This is a genomic window from Kitasatospora sp. NPDC023118 (assembly GCF_055560875.1).
Genome location: NZ_JBVHHW010000011.1, coordinates 50333 through 68662 on the forward strand (window position 1 = coordinate 50333; position 18330 = coordinate 68662).

Annotated in this window: 19 protein-coding genes; 3 read left to right on the forward strand and 16 right to left on the reverse strand. The window is 72.8% G+C overall.

Going from position 1 to position 18330, the window contains the following annotated elements; translation table 11 throughout:
- Positions 1-163 precede the first annotated feature (163 nt).
- From cbiE to ACZ3UD_RS16380, 14 genes are all read right to left on the reverse strand, one after another.
- Positions 164-1420, reverse strand: a complete 1257-nt coding sequence (cbiE, locus tag ACZ3UD_RS16315; RefSeq protein ID WP_465587096.1) for a precorrin-6y C5,15-methyltransferase (decarboxylating) subunit CbiE — start codon at positions 1418-1420, stop codon at positions 164-166.
- Positions 1421-1581: 161 nt separating this feature from the next.
- On the reverse strand, positions 1582-2247 hold the full coding sequence (locus tag ACZ3UD_RS16320) for a GNAT family N-acetyltransferase (RefSeq protein WP_465587099.1): 666 nt from the start codon (positions 2245-2247) through the stop codon (positions 1582-1584).
- Positions 2248-2445: 198 nt separating this feature from the next.
- A complete protein-coding gene (locus ACZ3UD_RS16325) occupies positions 2446-3270 on the reverse strand; it encodes a MetQ/NlpA family ABC transporter substrate-binding protein (RefSeq protein WP_465587102.1) in 825 nt (274 codons plus the stop codon).
- A gap of 57 nt (positions 3271-3327) precedes the next feature.
- Positions 3328-4056, reverse strand: a complete 729-nt coding sequence (locus tag ACZ3UD_RS16330) for a methionine ABC transporter permease (RefSeq protein WP_387627886.1) — start codon at positions 4054-4056, stop codon at positions 3328-3330.
- Complete coding sequence (locus ACZ3UD_RS16335; protein WP_465587106.1) at positions 4053-5078, reverse strand: methionine ABC transporter ATP-binding protein; 1026 nt, start codon at positions 5076-5078, stop codon at positions 4053-4055. The genes ACZ3UD_RS16330 and ACZ3UD_RS16335 overlap by 4 nt, the downstream gene beginning before the upstream one ends.
- Before the next feature lie 551 nt (positions 5079-5629).
- Positions 5630-6133, reverse strand: a complete 504-nt coding sequence (locus tag ACZ3UD_RS16340; protein ID WP_465587108.1) for a GNAT family N-acetyltransferase — start codon at positions 6131-6133, stop codon at positions 5630-5632.
- A 243-nt stretch (positions 6134-6376) separates the two neighbouring features.
- Complete coding sequence (locus ACZ3UD_RS16345) at positions 6377-6634, reverse strand: hypothetical protein (RefSeq protein ID WP_465587110.1); 258 nt, start codon at positions 6632-6634, stop codon at positions 6377-6379.
- Between the two features lie 107 nt (positions 6635-6741).
- A complete protein-coding gene (gene argH / locus ACZ3UD_RS16350) occupies positions 6742-8166 on the reverse strand; it encodes an argininosuccinate lyase (RefSeq protein ID WP_465587113.1) in 1425 nt (474 codons plus the stop codon).
- 133 nt (positions 8167-8299) lie between these two features.
- On the reverse strand, positions 8300-8848 hold the full coding sequence (locus ACZ3UD_RS16355; RefSeq protein WP_380612048.1) for an arginine repressor: 549 nt from the start codon (positions 8846-8848) through the stop codon (positions 8300-8302).
- A 23-nt stretch (positions 8849-8871) separates the two neighbouring features.
- Positions 8872-10077, reverse strand: a complete 1206-nt coding sequence (locus tag ACZ3UD_RS16360; RefSeq protein ID WP_465587116.1) for an acetylornithine transaminase — start codon at positions 10075-10077, stop codon at positions 8872-8874.
- A complete protein-coding gene (gene argB, locus ACZ3UD_RS16365; RefSeq protein ID WP_465587505.1) occupies positions 10074-10949 on the reverse strand; it encodes an acetylglutamate kinase in 876 nt (291 codons plus the stop codon). Before argB ends, ACZ3UD_RS16360 begins: the two co-directional genes overlap by 4 nt.
- 85 nt (positions 10950-11034) lie before the next feature.
- A complete protein-coding gene (gene argJ, locus ACZ3UD_RS16370; RefSeq protein WP_465587507.1) occupies positions 11035-12189 on the reverse strand; it encodes a bifunctional glutamate N-acetyltransferase/amino-acid acetyltransferase ArgJ in 1155 nt (384 codons plus the stop codon).
- An 11-nt stretch (positions 12190-12200) separates the two neighbouring features.
- Positions 12201-13229 (reverse strand): N-acetyl-gamma-glutamyl-phosphate reductase, encoded by a 1029-nt coding sequence (gene argC, locus ACZ3UD_RS16375; protein WP_465587118.1) that lies wholly within the window; start codon positions 13227-13229, stop codon positions 12201-12203.
- A gap of 272 nt (positions 13230-13501) precedes the next feature.
- Positions 13502-14713, reverse strand: coding sequence for a methyltransferase (locus ACZ3UD_RS16380; RefSeq protein WP_465587121.1), 1212 nt, complete (start codon positions 14711-14713; stop codon positions 13502-13504).
- A 96-nt stretch (positions 14714-14809) separates the two neighbouring features.
- On the opposite strand from ACZ3UD_RS16380, the gene ACZ3UD_RS16385 reads away from it, so the two are divergent.
- Together ACZ3UD_RS16385 and ACZ3UD_RS16390 are read left to right on the forward strand one after the other, a co-directional pair.
- Entirely contained in the window at positions 14810-15214 is a 405-nt protein-coding gene (locus ACZ3UD_RS16385; protein WP_465587124.1) for a VOC family protein, read from the forward strand.
- Between the two features lie 41 nt (positions 15215-15255).
- Complete coding sequence (locus ACZ3UD_RS16390) at positions 15256-15630, forward strand: RNA-binding S4 domain-containing protein (RefSeq protein ID WP_465587126.1); 375 nt, start codon at positions 15256-15258, stop codon at positions 15628-15630.
- A gap of 15 nt (positions 15631-15645) precedes the next feature.
- Here ACZ3UD_RS16390 and ACZ3UD_RS16395 read toward each other — a convergent pair whose 3' ends face one another.
- Positions 15646-16152 (reverse strand): FBP domain-containing protein, encoded by a 507-nt coding sequence (locus tag ACZ3UD_RS16395; RefSeq protein ID WP_387627904.1) that lies wholly within the window; start codon positions 16150-16152, stop codon positions 15646-15648.
- A 155-nt stretch (positions 16153-16307) separates the two neighbouring features.
- Positions 16308-17195: an SAM-dependent methyltransferase gene (locus ACZ3UD_RS16400; protein WP_465587130.1), complete on the reverse strand. Its 888-nt coding sequence runs from the start codon at positions 17193-17195 to the stop codon at positions 16308-16310.
- A gap of 206 nt (positions 17196-17401) precedes the next feature.
- Here ACZ3UD_RS16400 and ACZ3UD_RS16405 point away from each other — a divergent pair, with 206 nt between their 5' ends.
- Positions 17402-18319 carry a polysaccharide deacetylase family protein gene (locus tag ACZ3UD_RS16405; RefSeq protein WP_465587132.1) on the forward strand — a complete coding sequence of 306 codons (918 nt, stop codon included), beginning with the start codon at positions 17402-17404 and terminating at the stop codon, positions 18317-18319.
- Positions 18320-18330: the final 11 nt, after the last annotated feature.

Sequence of the window (18330 nt, forward strand, 5' to 3'; positions counted from 1 at the left end):
CAAGAAGGTGACAAACCGACCGAATCAGGCGGGTCGCCGACGGCTGCAGCCGCCTGGGACGCCACACTACCGGCCCGGCGCGGTGACCTCTCGAATCACTGTCCGGATGCGACCTGGATCACCGCCGAGCCCGCGCGGCGGTCCCGGCACTCACCCGAGGCCTTCACACGATCTGCTCACCCCAGAGCAGCAGCGTGCCGCCCGCGCCCGCCCCGAGCTCCAGGCCGCCGCCCTCCCCCGCGGGCCGCAGCGGGGTGGACTGCAGCAGCGCCCCGTCCGCCCGGTAGCCCGCCTCGGCGATGGCCCGGCGGACCTCCTCCGCCTCGGCGAAGGTGCGGGCCAGCGCGACGAAGCGCTCGGGCCTGCGAGCCAGCACGGCGCGCACCACGTCGAGGCCGCCGGACTCCACCACCGCGGCGTCCGGCTCCGGCAGCCCGCCCAGCACCTCGGGGCCCCGGCCGTGCACCGTCTCCACTTCCACGCCGTACCGGCGGGCGTTGACGGTGAGCCGGGCGCAGGCCGAGCGGGAGGCCTCCACCGCGACCACGGCGGCGCCGAACCGGGCCGCCTCCACCGCGAGGGCACCGCTGCCGGCGCCGACCGACCAGACCAGGTCTCCGGGACGTGCACCCAGACGGGCCAGCACCAGCGCGCGGACGTGCGCGGGGAGCGCTCCCGACGCGCCCGTTTCGTCCTCCGTGCGCCCGGCGCCCGCGTAGGCGTCGGCGGGGAGCGCCCAGCCGCGTTCCGCGCCGGGGTAGCCGACCGGGCGCCCCGCCAGCCAGCCGGCCGCCTCGTCCACCGCCCCGGGCCGAGCGGTGCCGCCGATCACCAGCACCACATTGGGGTCGCGCCAGACGTGGTCGGCGATCCGGTCGGAGGTCAGGACGGCGACGTCCTCCTCCGGGGTACCGAGGGCCTCGCAGACCACGAAGGTCCGGTGCACCCCGCGCAGCATCAGGGCGAGTTCGCTCGGGCCCGCGCCCGGCGCGGTGAGCACCGCGACCTTGGGGTGGGCCCGGCAGATGTTGGCCGCGCGGCGCAGCCGGCCGCCGTGGGCGCTGACCACCTGGGCGTCCTCCCAGGGCATCCCGGCCCGGGCGAAGGCGGCGGCGACGGAGGAGACGGCGGGCAGGACTTCGAGTTCGAGGCCGTACTCGGGGCGGCGCAGGGTGCGCACCACGCCGAAGAAGCCCGGGTCTCCCTCGGCGACCACGACGGCGGCGCCGCGGTGCTCGGCGATCCGTTTGGCGGCCTGCTGGATGTTGCCGAGGGTGATCCGCTCGGCGGCGTCCGGCACCGGGAGGGCGCCCAGTTGGTAGGGGGCGCCGGCTACCAGGGTCGCTGCGGCGAGGGCCGCACCGGCGGCCTCGGTCAGCGGCGTTCCGTCCCACCCGATGACCGTGATCCGGTCAGCCATCTGCGGCCGTTCTCCCTCGACTCGATGCGCGGCTCGTCGCGCCGACTGTGCGGCGCCGGTGCAGAGGCTACCGGGTGTGATCCCTTGGGGGCCGACATCTCGTACACATGTCCGTGCCGATCGGGTGGCCGGGTGCTGTCACGGCGGCGACGGGTGGCGGATCAGTCGCGCAGCACGTAGCGGTGGTCGCCGTGCCAGCCGTCCCGGCGCAGTTCGGGCGACTCCAGGTCCTCCGGGAGCAGGCTCCACAGGATCAGGTCACTGCGGCTCTCTCCCCCGGCCCGGCGGCTGGGAGGTGCCCCCACCACTCCCTCGTCGGACTCGCCGCGCACTATCCAGGCGCTGCGCAGCACGCCCTCGCTGATGCCGCCGATCTTCTGGGCGACCTGCTGGGCGGCGGTGTTCCCGGCGGCGGTGCGCATCTCCAGGCGCAGGAAGCCGCGGTCCTCGAACAGCCACTGGGCGACGCCGAGGACGGCCTCCGGGGCGTAGCCCTCGCCGCGCGCCCAGACGGCGGTGACGTAGGAGATCTCGGTGCTGCGCAGCCGCCAGTCGGTGTTGCGCAGCTCGACCAGGCCGACCAGGCGCTGGGTCAGGTGCTCGGTGACGGCGAAGACGATGCCGCGGCCGTCCGCCCGGTGGACGGGGGCGAGGGTGCGGGCGAGCTCGGCCGCGTACTGCTCGGTGAAGGGGTGCGGGAGATCCGTCCAGGCCAGGACGAGGTCGTCGGCCATCATGGTGGCCAGGCCGGGGGCGTCGTCCTCCGCAAGGGGACGCAGCAGCAGCCGTTCGGTGCTGATGGCGGTCTCGGGGAAGCTCGCTGCCATGCCGTCTCTCCTCGCCGGGTCGTGAACACAACACCGTACGCCTCCGTCGCGCCCCGGGTACCACGCGGTGCGCCGCCGCACGACGGTACGTCAGAACCCGGTCTCCCGTGGTGTCCCTGGTGCATACTGCCCGACCGGACCCCCGCCGAGGTGCGGCGGGGGCCCGGTCGGGCGTGACGGGGTATGACCGTACGACGATCAGAAGGCCGGGATGACCGAGCCCTGGAAGGTGTCGTTGATGTACTTCTTGACCTCGTCGGAGTGCAGCAGCTCGGCGAGCTTCTTGACCCGCGGGTCGTTCTCCTTGCCCTTCTTGACGGCGAGGATGTTGGCGTACGGGTTGCCCTCGGCCTTCTCCAGCACCAGCGCGTCGGTGGCCGGCTTCAGGCCGGAGTCGATCGCGTAGTTGCCGTTGATGACGGCGGCGTCGAGGTCGGAGACCGAGCGGGGCAGCTGGGCGGCCTCCAGCTCCTTCCACTTGAAGTTCTTCGGGTTGCCGGTCACGTCGGCCGGGGTGGCGGTGGTGCCGGCGCCGTCCTTGAGGGTGATCAGCTTGTTGTCGGCGAGCAGCTTGAGCGCGCGGCCCTCGTTGGTGGCGTCGTTGGGCAGGCCGATGGTGGCGCCGTCCGGCAGGTCGGTGATCGCCTTGACCTTCTTGGAGTAGAGGCCCAGCGGCTCCAGGTGCACGGTCTCGACCGAGACGATGTCGGTGCCGTGCTTCTTGTTGAAGTCCTCCAGGTACGGGACGTGCTGGAAGTAGTTGGCGTCGGCCGAACCGTCCTGCACCGCCGTGTTGGGGGTCACGTAGTCGGTGACCTCCTTGATGTCGAGCTTGAGGCCCGCCTTCTCCGCGAGGTTGTCCTTGACGTACTTGAGGATCTGCCCGTGCGGGGTGGGGCTGGCGACGACCTTCAGCGGCGCGTTCGGGTCCGAGGAGGAGGACCCGGAGCTGCCGCAGGCGGCCAGCGAGAGGGCGAGGCCGGCGGTGGCGAGGACACTGGTGAACTTCAGGGCGTTGCGCACGAAAAGTGCCTTTCTGCGTGTTCCGGGGAGCCGCGTCCGGGGTCGGACGAGGGAGGTCTAGGAGGCGACGAGGTCCTTGTCGGGAGTCGTCGGGGTGCGGCCGAGCAGCCGGGTCCGGCCGCCGGTGCGGCCGCGGTGGGCGAGGCGCTGGACGGCGAAGTCGCCGATCAGCTGGACGGCGGTGACGAGGATCACCAGCTCGGCCACGATGACCCACATGAAGGCCGTCTCGAAGCGCTGGTAGCCGTAGTTGACGGCGAGGGTGCCGAGGCCGCCGCCGCCGACCGTGCCGGCCATCGCGGAGTAGCTGATCAGGGTGATGACCGTGGTGGTGACCGAGGCCACGATGCCGGGCAGCGCCTCGGGCAGTAGCGTCTTGCGCACGATCGTCCAGGTGCTGCCGCCCATCGACTGGACCGCCTCGATCAGGCCGCGGTCGACCTCACGGACGGAGGTCTCGACCAGACGGGCGAAGAACGGGATGGCGCCGATGGTGAGCGGCACGGTCGCGGCCTGCCAGCCGATGGAGGTGCCGACCAGCCAGCGGGTGAAGGAGATCAGCGCGATCATCAGGATGATGAACGGCACCGAGCGGGCGATGTTCACCACGAAGCCGATGGCCTTGTTGACGGCCCGGTTGGCGAGCAGGCCGCCCTTGTCGGTGAGCACCAGCAGCACGCCCAGCGGCAGGCCGAGCAGCACGGTGACCGCCGCGGACACCCCGACCATCTGGAAGGTCTCCTGTGTGGCGGGCCCCATCAGGGCCCACATCTGGTCCCAGGTCATGCCACCGCTCCGTTCCCCGTACCGATCACGTCCACCTGCAGGCCCTGCTCGCGCAGGTAACCGATCGGCACCACGTTGTCCTGGTGGCCGCCGGACAGCTCGACCCGCATCCGGCCGACCATCCGGCCGGCGATGGTCTCGACGGCGGCACCGAGGATGTTGATGTCGATCTGGTAGGTGCGGGCGAGCTGAGAGACGAACGGTTGGGCCGAGGTGTCGCCCTGGAAGGTGATCTCCAGCACGGTGGAGCCGGGCTGCCCGGTGCCGAACTCGCTGAGCGGGAACAGCTCGCGGGCCAGCTCCGAGCCGGGCTCGGCCAGCAGGTCGGTGAGCTCACCGGACTCGATCACCCGGCCGCCGCGCATCAGGGCGGCGGAGTCGCAGACGCTCTTGATGACGTCCATCTCGTGGGTGATCAGCAGGACCGTCAGGCCCAGCTGCTGGTTGAGGTCGCGCAGCAGCTTGAGGATCGAGCGGGTGGTCTCCGGGTCGAGCGCCGAGGTGGCCTCGTCGGAGAGCAGCACCTTGGGGTCGCCGGCCAGGGCGCGGGCGATGCCGACGCGCTGCTTCTGGCCGCCGGACAGCTGGTTGGGGTAGCTGCGGGCCAAGGCGGCGAGGCCGACCAGGTCGAGCAGTTCGGCGGCCTTGCGGCGACGCTGGGTGCGGTCCAGGCCGATGATCTCCAGCGGGAGTTCGACGTTCTGCTGGACCGTCCGCGAGGACAGCAGGTTGAAGTGCTGGAAGACCATGCCGATCCGGCGGCGCGCCTCGCGCAGCTCCCGGCCGGCCCGGTTCTCGCCGCCGGACAGCGCGGTCAGCTCGACCCCGTCCACGGTGACGGTGCCGGAGGTCGGGCGCTCCAGCATGTTCACGCAGCGGATGAGGGTGGACTTGCCGGCACCGCTGGTGCCGACGACTCCGTAGACCTCGCCCGGGCGGACGTGCAGGTCGACGCCGGCGAGGGCGGTCACCTCGCGGCCTCGGGAGCGGTAGACCTTCGTGAGGTCCGTGGTGGTGATCACAGCTGCTTCCGTGGGTCGGGGCGGGCGGCGGTGTCGACCGCCCGACCGGGCTTGCGGTCGGGCGGTGTCCTACGACGCCTCGCCAGGGGGATCCGGACCTGACACCCCTTGATCGTGGCCGCTGGACGGCCGGGCCGCGCGACGGCGTGGCCCTTACGAGTCAGCGGCGGCCGCGGGTGGGCGGGCACGCCGGAGGGAGGGGTTCCGGGAGGAAGGCGCGCTCGCACGGACGGGAGCGGCGCCGGAGTCTCGCTTCGGGGCGCGAGGGGGAGGCACCCTCAGCGGGGTGCCCGGGGGCGGTGGCCCTCAGCAGTGACACATTCGACGGCACATGGCACGCTCACCTGCCGGCAGCGTGCCGGTGGGGGTCCAGTTCGTCGTCGCAGTCATGTGAGCCAGTAAAACAGATCAGCCGAATTGCGCCCAATTATTTCGCACAGCTGTCCGCATTACGGACACTTGCGGCCGTGACCAGCGGAGATGCGACTCGGCGCCGCCACCTTCCTGTCCGGATGGTGGCGGCGCCGAGGGCGGCCCGTACGGGCGGGGGCTCAGGCGGTCGCGGCGAGCGGGGTCGCGACGGGCTTCTCCAGGTGCACGAAGCTCAGCCGGCTGCTGACCTGCTCGACGGCGGTCTGCCGATAGCCCTGGCGGGCGTACAGGCGCAGGTTGCCGAGGCTGCGGTGACCGGTGAACAGACGGTAGGCGGTCACCGGACGGCCGTCGTCGGCGAGGCTGCGCTCCAGGGCGTCCAGAAGCCGCCCGCCCAGGCCGTGCCGTTGCATCCGGGGGTGGACCACCAGGCGCCCTATCCGGCCGATGCCCTCGGCGTCGACGTGGCCGCGGACGGCGCCCACCACCTCGTCGCCCAACCGGGCGACCAGGACGTGCTGCTCGGCCAGCTCGGCGCGCAGGCTCTCCAGGGTCTGCGTCAGGGGCTCGATCGCCCAGTCGCCGTACAGCTCCGCCTCGGGCTGGTAGCCCAGGTACTGGAGCTTGAGGATCTGCTCGGCATCCTCGGCCGCCGCGGCCGAGATGATCACGCTCATGCCCATGTGGAGGGGCCTCCCCAAGTCGTCGTGCCCGGCGCGCAGAGGGTGGCGCGCTCACGCTCAGTATCCGAGGGATCGCGCCACCGTCAAGATTGACGTTCGCCAGCGCTCTACCCGGGTGTCAGCTTCCCTCAATCTTCGGAGGGCCAGACAGTGGCGAGCGTCACGCCGGGGGTGGGGCAGGGGCGGGCGGGTGCGCGGACAGCGGCGTTGCGGGATGGCGGTGCGGGGAGCCACCGCGATCACTCAGAGGTAGCGCTCCGCATGGAGCAGCAGCCGCAGGCAGGCCAGGCAGCGGGAGCGGGTGGGCCCGATGGAGCCGCGGGGCATGCCGAGGCGTTCGGAGAGTTCGCGGTAGGTCGGCGGTGGGTCCTCGGCGAGGGCGGCGACCAGCTGGGGGCAGCGGCCGGGCAGGGCGGCGACGGTCTCGCGGACCACGCGGCGGCGGCGTTCGGCGAGGAAGACGTCCTCAGCGGAGGGGACGGACGGAAGGGCTGTGCACACACCGTGCATGACGTGCCCGGGCGGGCGCGGTTACGCCCGGACCGGGGCACGCACGCGGGAGGGGCGCGCCGGTCGGACCGCCGCGCCCCTCCCCCGCTGACCGACGGTCAGCCCTTCACCCACTCCTGCTGCCGCGCCAGGTCCGCCTTCACCTCGGCGAGCTGGACCGCGACGGCCGAGGGGGCGGTGCCGCCGCGCCCGTTGCGGGCGGCGATGGCGCCGTGGACGCTGAGCACCGAGCGGACCTCGGGGGTCAGGTGCTCGGAGATCGAGGCGAACTGCTCGTCGGTCAGGTCGGACAGCTCGATGCCCTGGGCCTCGCAGACCTTGACGCAGGCTCCGGCCACCTCGTGCGCGACCCGGAACGGCACGCCCTGCTTGACCAGCCACTCGGCGATGTCGGTGGCGAGCGAGAAGCCTGCCGGGGCCAGCTCCTCCAGCCGCTCCCGGTGCACGGTGAGGGTGGCCATCATCCCGGTGAACGCGGGCAGCAGCACCTCCAGGGTGTCGCAGGAGTCGAAGACCGGCTCCTTGTCCTCCTGGAGGTCCCGGTTGTAGGCGAGCGGCAGCGCCTTGAGGGTGGCCAGCAGGCCGGTCAGGTTGCCGATCAGTCGGCCGGACTTGCCGCGGGCCAGCTCGGCGATGTCCGGGTTCTTCTTCTGCGGCATGATCGAGGAGCCGGTGGAGAAGGCGTCGTGCAGCGTGATGAAGCCGAACTCCTTGGTGTTCCAGATGATCACCTCCTCCGCGATCCGGGAGAGGTTGACGCCGATCATCGCGGTCACGAAGGCGAACTCGGCGACGAAGTCGCGCGAGGCGGTGCCGTCGATCGAGTTGCCGACCGAGCCGCCCTCGAAGCCGAGGTCGGCGGCGACGGCCTGCGGGTCGAGCCCGAGCGAGGAGCCGGCCAGCGCGCCGGAGCCGTACGGGGAGACGGCGGTGCGGGCGTCCCACTGGCGCAGCCGCTCGGCGTCCCGGCCGAGGGCCTGCACGTGTGCGAGGACGTGGTGGGCGAAGAGGACGGGCTGGGCGTGCTGCAGGTGGGTGCGGCCCGGCATCGCGGTGTCGGGGTGCGCCTCGGCGAGGCCGACCAGGGCGTGCTGGAGGTCGAGCAGCAGGCCGCCGATGGTCTTGGCGTGGTCCCGCAGGTACATCCGGAACAGGGTGGCGATCTGGTCGTTGCGCGAGCGCCCGGCCCGCAGCTTGCCCCCGAGGTCGGCGCCGAGGCGCTCCAGCAGGCCGCGCTCCAGGGCGGTGTGGACGTCCTCGTCGGCGACGGTGCCGGTGAAGGTGCCGGCCCGGACGTCGGTGAGCAGCTGGTCGAGGCCGGTCAGCATGGCGGCGAGCTCCGACTCGGAGAGCAGCCCGGCCTTGTGCAGCACCCGGGCGTGGGCCTTGGAGCCGGCGATGTCGTACGGGGCGAGGCGCCAGTCGAAGTGGACCGAGGCGGAGAGCCTGGCCAGCGCCTCGGACGGGCCGTCGGCGAAGCGCGCGCCCCAGAGGCGGACGTCGGAGGACTGCTGGGCGGTCATCGCGGTGGCTCCTTACACGGCTGCGGCGGTGCACACATGTGCGGTAGGTGGCATAAGTATGCACGATGCCGCATGAAACACAAAACCCCGGCCGGAGCTGGTCCGATGACCGGGGTTTCGGGGTGTCGAGGTGTTACTGCGCCTTGGCCTGGGCGAGCTGCATGAGGTGGTCGGCGAGCGCCTGGCCGCCGGACGGGTCCCGGCTGATCAACAACACGGTGTCGTCGCCGGCGATGGTGCCGATGATCTCGAACACCTCGGCCTGGTCGATCGCCGAGGCCAGGAACTGCGCGGCCCCGGGCGGGGTGCGCAGCACGACCAGGTTGCCGGAGGCGGTCGCCGAGACCATCAGCTCGCCGGCCAGCCGGGCCATCCGGCCCTCGGTGGCCGACTCCCCCATCGGCGCACGCGGCGTACGGTCGCCGCCCTCGGCCGGGACGGCGTAGATCAGCGCGCCGTCCCGGTTGCGGATCTTGACCGCGCCCAGCTCGTCCAGGTCCCGCGAGAGGGTGGCCTGGGTGACCACGAGTCCGTCGTCGGCGAGCAGCTTGGCGAGCTGGCTCTGCGATCGCACGGGCTGGCGGGTGAGCAGGTCCACGATCCGCCGGTGGCGCGCGGTGCGGGTCTGCGGGACCTGCGGCGTCGGGCCGGCGGCGGAGGGGCCGGAGCGGGAATCGGTCATGTGATTATTCTCCCGGACGACGGTCAACTCGCATCGGCCGGGGCGCTCTCGCGCACCGAACGGAGGATGCCCGGCAGCGCGGCCAGGAAGGCGTCCGCCTCCTGCTCGGTCAGCACCAGCGGCGGCGCCAGCCGTACCGCGTCCGGGACGGCCGCGTTGACCAGGAAGCCCGCCTCCTGCGCGGCGGCCTGGACCTTGGCCGAGACCGGCCGGGTGAGCACGATGCCGATCAGCAGTCCGGCCCCGCGCACGTGCGAGACCAGCGGGTCGCCGATCGCCTCGACGCCGTGCCGCAGCCGCTCGCCGATCTTGCGGACGTGCTCCAGCAGGCCCTGGGACTCGATCGTGTCCAGCACCGCGAGCCCGGCCGCGGCGGCCACCGGGTTGCCGCCGAAGGTGGTGCCGTGCTGGCCCGGGGTGAGCAGCTCGGCCGCCTCGCCGAAGGCCAGCACCGCGCCCATCGGCAGGCCGCCGCCGAGCGCCTTGGCCAGGGTGACCACGTCCGGCTCGATGCCCTCCTCGGCCTGGTGGGCGAACCAGTGGCCGGTGCGGCCGATGCCGGTCTGGATCTCGTCCAGGACGAGCAGGGTGCCGGTGGCCCGGGTGATCTCGCGGGCGGCCTTGAGGTAGCCCCCGGGCAGCGGGATGGCGCCGTTCTCGCCCTGGATCGGCTCCAGGAAGACGGCGGCGGTCTCGGTGGTGACGGCCGCGCGCAGCGCCTCGACGTCGCCGAACGGGACGTGGGTGACGTCGCCGGGCAGCGGGCGGAACGGGTCCTGCTTGGCGGGCTGGCCGGTGAGCGCGAGGGCGCCCATGGTCCGGCCGTGGAAGCCGCCCTGGAGGGCGACCAGATGGGTGCGGCCGGTGCGCCGGCTGATCTTGAAGGCCGCCTCGTTGGCCTCGGCACCGGAGTTGCAGAAGAACACCCGGCCGCCCTCCCGGCCGTCCAGCTCCAGCAGCCGCTCGGCGAGGGCGATGGTCGGCTCGGCCATGAACAGGTTGGAGACGTGGCCGAGGGTGGCGATCTGCCTGCTGACCGCCTCGATCACGGCCGGGTGGGCGGTGCCGAGGGCGTTGACGGCGATGCCGCCGAGCAGGTCGGTGTACTCCTTGCCGTCGGCGTCCCAGAGCTTGACCCCCGCGCCGCGCACCAGCGGGATGCGGGGGGTGCCGTAGTTGTCGGTGAACGTGTGCTGCCACCGGTCGGTGAGCTGCTCGTTGTGCGTCATGCCAGTCCCCCGGTCACGGTCGGCTCGTCGTCCGGCACGACCATCGTGCCGATGCCCTCGTCGGTGAAGATCTCCAGCAGCAGGCTGTGCGGGACCCGGCCGTCCAGCACGCGGGCGGTGCCCACGCCGGAGCGGACGGCGCGCAGGCAGCCCTCCATCTTGGGGAGCATGCCGCTGGCCAGGCCCGGCAGCAGCTCCTCCAGCTCGCCCGCGTTGAGCTGGCTGATCACGTCGTCGGAGTGCGGCCAGTCCTTGTAGAGGCCCTCGACGTCGGTGAGCACCACCAGCATCTCGGCGCCGAGCGCGACCGCGAGGGCGGAGGCGGCGGTGTCCGCGTTGATGTTGTAGACGTGGCCGTCGGCGCCGCGGGCGATCGAGGAGATGACCGGGATCCGGCCGTCGGCGATCAGCGCCTTCACCGCGCCGGCCTCGATGTTGACGATGTCTCCGACCAGGCCGATGTCGACCTGCGTGCCGTCCACCACCGCGTAGCGCTTGACCGCGGTCATCGTGTGGGCGTCCTCGCCGGTCATGCCGACGGCGAACGGGCCGTGCTCGTTGAGCAGGCCGACCAGCTCCCGCTGCACCTGGCCGGCCAGCACCATGCGGACCACGTCCATGGTCTCGGGGGTGGTCACGCGCAGGCCGTTGGTGAAGCTGGACTCCAGCCCGAGCTTGTCGAGTTGGGCGCTGATCTGCGGGCCGCCGCCGTGCACCACGACGGGGTGGAGTCCGGCGTAGCGGAGGAAGACGACGTCCTGGGCGAAGGCCGCCTTGAGGCTGTGGTCCACCATGGCGTTGCCGCCGAACTTGATCACGACGGTCTTGCCGTGGAAGCGCTCCAGCCACGGCAGCGCCTCGATCAGCGTCATGGCCTTGGGCAACGCGTTGTTGTTGCGGGCCTGTTCGCCCTTGGGTGCGATCTGCACGGGTCTCGGTTCCTCGTCCGATCAGGTGTCAGCTGGAGTAGGCGCTGTTCTCGTGGACGTAGTCGGCCGTGAGGTCGTTGGTCCACAGCGAGGCGCTCGCCGTACCGGCGTTGAGGTTCGCGGTGATGACGACCTCGCGGCCCTTCATGTCCACCAGGTCGCGGTCCTCGCCCACGCCACCGTCCTTGCAGACCCAGACACCGTTGATGGCCACGTCGAGCCGGTTCGGGTCGAAGGCGGCGGAGGTGGTGCCGATCGCGGCCAACACCCGGCCCCAGTTGGGGTCCTCGCCGTGGACGGCGCACTTGAGCAGGTTGTTGCGGCTGATCGTCCGGGCGACGTCGACGGCCTCGTCCTCGGTGGCGGCGCCGGTGACGTCGATGCGGATGTCCTTGCTGGCGCCCTCGGCGTCGCCGATCAGCTGGCGGGCCAGGTCGGCGCTGACCGTGCGGACGGCCTCGGCGAACTCGGCCTGGTCCGGGGTGATGCCGGTGGCGCCGGAGGCGAGCAGCAGCACGGTGTCGTTGGTCGACATGCAGCCGTCGGAGTCGATCCGGTCGAAGGTGGTGCGGGTGGCGCCGCGCAGCGCGGCGTCCAGGGCGGCGCCGTCCAGGTCGGCGTCGGTGGTGAGGACGACCAGCATGGTGGCCAGGCTCGGGGCGAGCATGCCCGCGCCCTTGGCCATGCCGCCGACCGTCCAGCCGGCCGGGCTGGTGACCTGGGCGGTCTTGTGCACGGTGTCGGTGGTCTTGATGGCGATCGCGGCGGCCTCGCCGCCGGTCTCGCTGAGCTCCGCGGCGGCCAGGGTGACGCCGGGCAGCAGGACGTCCATCGGGAGGCGCACGCCGATCAGGCCGGTGGAGGCGACGGCGACCTCGCCTGCGCTGAGACCCAGCTCCTCGGCGACCTTCTCCGCGGTGGCGTGGGTGTCCTGGAAGCCGAGCGGGCCGGTGCAGGCGTTGGCGCCACCGGAGTTGAGGACGACGGCGCAGACCCGGCCGCCCTTGAGGACCTGCTCGGACCAGAGCACCGGCGCGGCCTTGACCCGGTTGGCGGTGAAGACGCCCGCCGCGGCGAGCGAGGGGCCGTCGTTGACCACCAGCGCGAGGTCCGGGGTGCCGGAGGCCTTGATGCCCGCGGTGACCCCGGCGGCCCGGAAGCCCTTGGCGGCGGTCACGCCGATGTTCTGAGTGGTCACGGTGCGACTCCGTTCACTGGAAGGCCCAGCTCCTCGGGCAGTCCGAGGGCGATGTTCATGCTCTGTACCGCGCCGCCCGCGGTGCCCTTGACCAGGTTGTCGATCGCGCTGATCGCGATGATCCGCCCGGCGGTCGGGTCCAGGGCGACCTGGACCAGGGCGGTGTTGGCGCCGTAGACGCTGCTGGTCTGCGGCCACTGCCCCTCGGGCAGCAGGTGGACGAACGGCTCGTCCGCGAACGCCTCGGTGTAGGCGGCGCGCAGGCTCTCGGCGCTCACGCCCGGCTTGGCCTTGGCCGAGCAGGTGGCGAGGATGCCGCGCGGCATCGGGACGAGGGTGGGGGTGAAGGAGACGGTGACCGGCTCTCCCGCCAGCGGGGTGAGGTTCTGCACCATCTCCGGGGTGTGCCGGTGCACGCCGCCGACGCCGTACGGGCTGACGCTGCCCATGACCTCGCTGCCCAGCAGGTGGGGCTTGGCGGCCTTGCCGGCGCCGGAGGTGCCGGAGGCGGCGACCACGACGGCCTCCGACTCGGCGAGCCGGGCCGCGTAGGCGGGGAAGAGCGCCAGGGAGACGGCCGTCGGGTAGCAGCCGGGTACCGCGATCCGGTTGCTGCCCTTCAACGCGGCGCGGTGGCCGGGGAGTTCGGGCATGCCGTAGGGCCAGGTGCCGGCGTGCGCGGAGCCGTAGAACTGCTCCCAGTCGGCGGCGGCCTTGAGCCGGAAGTCGGCGCCGCAGTCGACCACCAGGACGTTCTGGCCGAGCGCCTCGGCGACGGCGGCGGACTGGCCGTGCGGCAGCGCCAGGAACACCACGTCGTGGTCGGCCAGCACCTCGGGGGTGGTGGGTTCGAGGACGCGGTCGGCCAGCGGGATCAGGTGCGGCTGCAGCGCGCCCAGTCGGGTGCCCGCGTTCGAGCCGCCGGTCAGGGCCCCGATCTCCACCTCCGGGTGGCCGAGCAGCAGGCGCAGCACCTCGCCGCCCGCATACCCGCTCGCGCCGGCGACGGCGACTCGCAATGCCATGGCGTTCCTCCTTAGTCGTGGCATGAATATACGCTGGAGGGAAAATTCATGCAAGACTCGGCGGAGCCTGGGGCCGGCGGGACGGGTTCGGGGGTCGAAGTGATCATCGCGGACCGGCCCGGGGTGGAGGCGGCCGCGCCGGGCGAACGGGGGGAACCGCTGATCGACGCCGCCCTCGGGGAGGCCCCTCACCGACCGGGGCCGGGCGGTCACCGAGGCGCAGCGGCGCGGCCGGGGCATCGTCGGGCCGCGCCGCCGACCGCGACCACGCGTTACCGCTTGACCGCGCGCAGCACCACGAACTTCGGGTTCCCGGCGACGAGTTGGCAGTTGCCGAAGAGCTTGCGCAGCTTGACGTGGTAGCCGAGGTGGCGGTTGCCGACCACCCAGAGCTCGCCGCCGGGCCTGAGCGCCCGCCGGGAGCCGGTGAACATCCGCCAGGCGGTGGCGTCGGTGGTGGCCTGGTGGGAGTGGAACGGCGGGTTGTTGAGCACCAGGTCCACCGAGCCGGGGGCGAACAGCTCCGGGGCGAGCGCGTCGGCGGCGAGGAACTCGGCCGGGGCGTCCGGGCCCAGGTTGGTGCGGAAGGTCTCCTCGGCCGAGGCCACCGCCTGGTGGGACTCGTCCACGAACACCAGCTCCGCGCCCGGCCCGGCCAGCGCGGCGGCCGTACCGACCACGCCGTTGCCGCAGCCGAGGTCGACCACCCGGTCCCCGGCGGCGGGGGTCGGCAGGTGGGCCAGGAAGAAGCGGGTGCCGATGTCGAGCCGCTCGGCGCAGAAGGTGCCGGCGTGGTTGACCACCGTGCGGCCGGAGGCGGGGCCGACGTCCGGCGGCAGCGCGTAGCGGTGCGGCCACGGACTGGCGCCGGGGTCGAGCGCCGGGTCGGGGATGCAGAAGATCAGCCGGGCCTTGCGGACCGCGAGCGAGGTGCGGGTCGGGCCGAGGATCTTCTCGAAGAGCTGCAGGGTCGAGGTGTGGATCTCGGTGACCATGCCGGTGCCGACCACGACCGTGCCGGGGTGGATCGCCGGGGCGAGCCGGTGCAGCTGGTCCTCCAGCAGGGCCAGGCTCTTGGGGACGCGCACCAGCAGCACGTCGATCCGCTCCGGCGGGGTGTCCCGGGTGGTCAGCAACCGGGCCTCGTCGACGGCGGCGCCGGCCCGGGCGAGGTTCTCCCGGGTGGCCTGCCCGCCGAGGTGGGAATCGGTGATCTGGACCGGTTCGTACGGCGCGAGCGCGGTGGTCAGCGCGCCCCAGCGGTCGCCGAGGACGGCGATCCGGCGGCCGGCCAGCTCGGTCGGGGTGCCGGCGGCGCTGTCCGCCTCGCCCGCGAGGTGGCGCAGCAGGTACTCGTCGGCGGCGTCCCAGGCCCGCAGCCGCTCGCGCGGGTCCGCCGGGAAACGGGTGAGGTCGAGGGTGCCCCACGGGGTGGCCAGCGGAGTGGCCAGCGGGGTCGCGGCGGGCGCGGTCTGCGGATTCATCGTGCTCTCAGGCTATCGGACGCCTGGCGGGGAACAGTTTTTATGGGATCCGAGCGGACGGATACTGGAAGAGCCCGGCCGAGAGAGGTGAGGGCGATGGACTGGAAGCTCGAGGTCGTGGTGGTCCCGGTGGCGGACGTGGACCGCGCGAAGGTCTTCTACGAGGAGCAGGCCGGCTTCACGGTCGACCACGACACCCGGCTGCGGGACGGTGTCCGGGTGGTCCAGCTGACTCCTCCGGGATCGTTCTGCTCGATCGTGGTGGGGACGGGGGTGATCGATTCGGCGCCCGGCTCGGTGAAGGGCCTCCAACTGGTGGTGCCGGACATCGAGAAGGCGCACGCGGAACTCGCGGCGCGCGGCGTGGCGGTCAGCCCGGTCCAGCACTTCGTGGCGGGCTCGCGGGTGGACGGGCACGGCGAGGCCTGGAACAACTTCGTGTTCTTCAACGACCCGGACGGCAACGGCTGGGCCGTCCAGGAGACACCTTCGGCCGCTTAGGCCTCGGGCGGGCCTTGGTAGGCCTTGGGTAGGCTCGTGGGATGGCTGAACACGAGGGAAGCGTGCGGGTGGACGCCTGGATCTGGTCGGTCCGGCTGGCCAAGACGCGGTCGCTGGCGGCCGCCGCCTGCAAGGCCGGGCACATTCGGGTGAACGGCGAGCGGGCCAAGCCGGCCCAGACCCTCAAGCCCGGGGACGAGGTGCGGGTCCGCGAGGACGGGTACGAGCGGGTCGTCGTGGTGCGGAAGCTGATCCGCAAGCGGGTCGGCGCCTCGGTCGCGGCGGAGTGCCTGATCGACAACAGCCCGCCGCGACCGCCGCGCGAGCTCGTCGCGCCGGTCTTCGAGCGCGACCGCGGCGCCGGCCGCCCGACCAAGCGGGAGCGCCGCGAGCTGGACGGCCTGCGCGGACGGTAGCGGACGGCAGGCGCGCTATGCCGCCGTGTCGGTGAGCACCCGGGCCAGGAAGGCGTCGAGGTTGAGCACCGTACGGGCGACCTGGTCCTCCAGCGGCATCGACTCGTCGGGCCGGGTGACCAGGGTGGACTTCTTCAGCCCGCGCACGTAGAGCGAACAGGCCAGGTCGGCGCAGACGTACGTGCCGACGGTGTTGCCCTCGCGGCCCGCCGCCCCGGCCCGGCGGGCCGCCAGCAGCGCGACGCCGGACCCGGCGTGCGCGGTGATGCACAGCGAGCACACATTGGTCTTGGTCAGGCTGCGGCGGACCATCGGCGAGCGCAGCGTCACCCCGACCAGCTCTCCGCCGTACGGCGCCACCAGGTATGCCCGGTCGGGCGCGCCCTGGTCCCGCCAACCGAGGAAGTCCAGGCTCTCCCACGGCAGTTCGGCCAGGCCCCGGGGCAGGTTGAGCCGACGGGCCTCGCCCTTGGAGCAGTTGACGAAGGACGCGCGGATCTCGGAGTCGCTCAGGGGTTCCATGCCGCGGAAGCTAACACCGCGCGTCGGGCCCTGTCGCTTCCTTTTCTCCCGGTACGCACCGGATCGGCCGACCGCGGTGAGGGATCGTCGGCGCCCCGCCGTGGTCCGCGACGGCCGGTCCCGGCGCAGGAGGGAGGCGCCGGGACCGCGGCACATCAGGGCTTGAAGGCGACGCCGGCGTAGGCGGAGACGTCCTGCCAGCCGTCGGGGAGGTCGGTGGTGCGGACGTGGCCGGCGGTGGGGCGCCAGAGCGGGAGCTGGACGAGGCCGGGTCCGACGAACTCGAAGTCGCCGAAGAAGGGTTCGACGCCGGAGCGCGGGCGCAGGACGAGCGGGGCGCTGGCGCTCCGGTAGATCCGGGCGCCCTCGGCGGCGCTCTCGCGGGAGGCGAAGTCGGGGCTGCCGTGGGAGAGGATCAGCGCGCTGCCCGGGGCGAGCGCGTCGCGCAGGGTGCGCACGATCCGCTGCGCGCCCTCCTCGTCGCGGATGAAGTGCAGGACGGCGACCAGCATCAGCGCGACCGGCTGGGAGAGGTCGACGGCGGCGGCCAGCGCGGGGTGGCCGAGGATGGCCTCCGGGTCGCGCAGGTCTGCCTCGATGACGGAGGTGTGCCCGGCCGGGTGGCCCGCCAGCAGGGCCCGGGCGTGGGTGGCGACGATCGGGTCGTTGTCCACGTACACCACCCGGGCGTCCGGGGCGACCCGCTGGGCGACCTCGCTGGTGGAGCCGACGGCCGGGATGCCGGTGCCGATGTCGACGAACTGGCGGATCCCCCGACCCGCGACGAACTCGACGGCCCGGCCGAGGAACTGCCGGTTGGTGCGGGCCAGCAGCGGCAGTGCCGGGTAGGCGGCTATCGCGGCCTGGGCGGCCTTGCGGTCCGCCTCGAAGTTGTCCTTGCCGCCCAGGTAGTAGTCGTACATCCGCGCCGTGTGCGGTATGCCGGTGTCCAGTTCGCTCGGCGGCTGCCAGTCCTCGGCTCTGGCCCACTCCCAGTCGGTGCTCGTGCCGTGACTGACGGCCGCGGCGTCCTCGTGCGTCATCTTCCGCCCCCAATGCGAACTGCCGGAATGTGCCTACCGCCCCGTAACACGCGGCGCGCCGTGATCGTATCCAACGACACACCGTGGAAACAGCGGGAGTTCAGGTTTACGCAACACCCGTAGAACGGAGTGTGTGCACGTCAAGGAACGGGTGGACACCCGTGGCGGATCGCCGGGCGGAGCCGTCCTCTCTATGCTGGCTGCCGATGACTGCCGACCGCCGCACCGTACTGCGCACCGCCGCCCAGCTGGCCGCCCTGACCGCCGCCGGCGGGCTCCTCACCGGTTGCGCCGGCGGTACGCCCCGCCGGGCCGACACCGGGACGCTCGCCGCGCACCCCGGCGCCGTCGACCCGCAGCAAACCACCGACCCGGCCTGGACCGGCGGCGAGGGCCCGGAGTCCCCCGCCCCGACCACCCCGGCCGCCCCGGCCGAACCGCAGCCCACCGGCCAGCCGACCGCGGCCGCCGCCCAGAGCTCCGCCCCGCCGACCCCGCCCGCGCTGACGCCGCTCGCGGCCGGCACGCCGTACGAGGTGGTGTACGGGCCGCGCACCGGCAAGAACGTGGCCCTCACCTTCCACGGCAGCGGCGATCCCAAGCTCGCCACCGCGCTGCTGGAGGCCGCCGAGCAGCGCGGCGCCAAGCTGACCGTGATGGTGGTCGGCAGCTGGCTGGACCAGCAGCCGCAGATGGCCCGGCGGATCCTGGACGGCGGGCACGAGCTGGGCAACCACACCCAGAACCACCTGAACATCTCGGCGATGACCCCGGACCAGGCCCGCGCCGAGATCGCCCAGTGCGCCGACCGGCTGCAGAGGCTGACCGGCTCGATCGGCCGCTGGTTCCGCCCCTCCGCCGCCCAGTACGCCACCCAGATGGTGCGCGAGCAGGCCAAGGCCGTCGGCTACGAGCACGTGCTGTCCTTCGACGTCGACCCGCGCGACTACAACGACCCGTCCGCCGCCGAACTCCAGCGCCGGGTGCTGGGCGCGGTGCGCGGCGGCTCGGTGGTGGCCCTGCACATGGGCCACCAGTGCACCGTCGACGCGCTGCCGGCGATACTGGACGGCCTGGCCAAGGCGGGGCTCAAGCCCGTCACCGCCAGCCAGCTCTGCGCCTGACGGACGGCAGG

Excerpts from the sequence above, each read along its gene's own strand:
- cbiE (WP_465587096.1), bottom strand. The coding sequence starts at position 1,420 with ATGGCTGACCGGATCACGGTCATCGGGTGGGACGGAACGCCGCTGACC.
- ACZ3UD_RS16320 (WP_465587099.1), bottom strand. The coding sequence starts at position 2,247 with ATGGCAGCGAGCTTCCCCGAGACCGCCATCAGCACCGAACGGCTGCTG.
- ACZ3UD_RS16330 (WP_387627886.1), bottom strand. The coding sequence starts at position 4,056 with ATGACCTGGGACCAGATGTGGGCCCTGATGGGGCCCGCCACACAGGAG.
- ACZ3UD_RS16340 (WP_465587108.1), bottom strand. The coding sequence starts at position 6,133 with ATGGGCATGAGCGTGATCATCTCGGCCGCGGCGGCCGAGGATGCCGAG.
- argH (WP_465587113.1), bottom strand. The coding sequence starts at position 8,166 with ATGACCGCCCAGCAGTCCTCCGACGTCCGCCTCTGGGGCGCGCGCTTC.
- ACZ3UD_RS16355 (WP_380612048.1), bottom strand. The coding sequence starts at position 8,848 with ATGACCGATTCCCGCTCCGGCCCCTCCGCCGCCGGCCCGACGCCGCAG.
- ACZ3UD_RS16360 (WP_465587116.1), bottom strand. The coding sequence starts at position 10,077 with ATGACGCACAACGAGCAGCTCACCGACCGGTGGCAGCACACGTTCACC.
- argB (WP_465587505.1), bottom strand. The coding sequence starts at position 10,949 with ATGACGCTGATCGAGGCGCTGCCGTGGCTGGAGCGCTTCCACGGCAAG.
- argC (WP_465587118.1), bottom strand. The coding sequence starts at position 13,229 with ATGGCATTGCGAGTCGCCGTCGCCGGCGCGAGCGGGTATGCGGGCGGC.
- ACZ3UD_RS16380 (WP_465587121.1), bottom strand. The coding sequence starts at position 14,713 with ATGAATCCGCAGACCGCGCCCGCCGCGACCCCGCTGGCCACTCCGCTG.
- ACZ3UD_RS16385 (WP_465587124.1), top strand. The coding sequence starts at position 14,810 with ATGGACTGGAAGCTCGAGGTCGTGGTGGTCCCGGTGGCGGACGTGGAC.
- ACZ3UD_RS16390 (WP_465587126.1), top strand. The coding sequence starts at position 15,256 with ATGGCTGAACACGAGGGAAGCGTGCGGGTGGACGCCTGGATCTGGTCG.
- ACZ3UD_RS16395 (WP_387627904.1), bottom strand. The coding sequence starts at position 16,152 with ATGGAACCCCTGAGCGACTCCGAGATCCGCGCGTCCTTCGTCAACTGC.
- ACZ3UD_RS16400 (WP_465587130.1), bottom strand. The coding sequence starts at position 17,195 with ATGACGCACGAGGACGCCGCGGCCGTCAGTCACGGCACGAGCACCGAC.
- ACZ3UD_RS16405 (WP_465587132.1), top strand. The coding sequence starts at position 17,402 with ATGACTGCCGACCGCCGCACCGTACTGCGCACCGCCGCCCAGCTGGCC.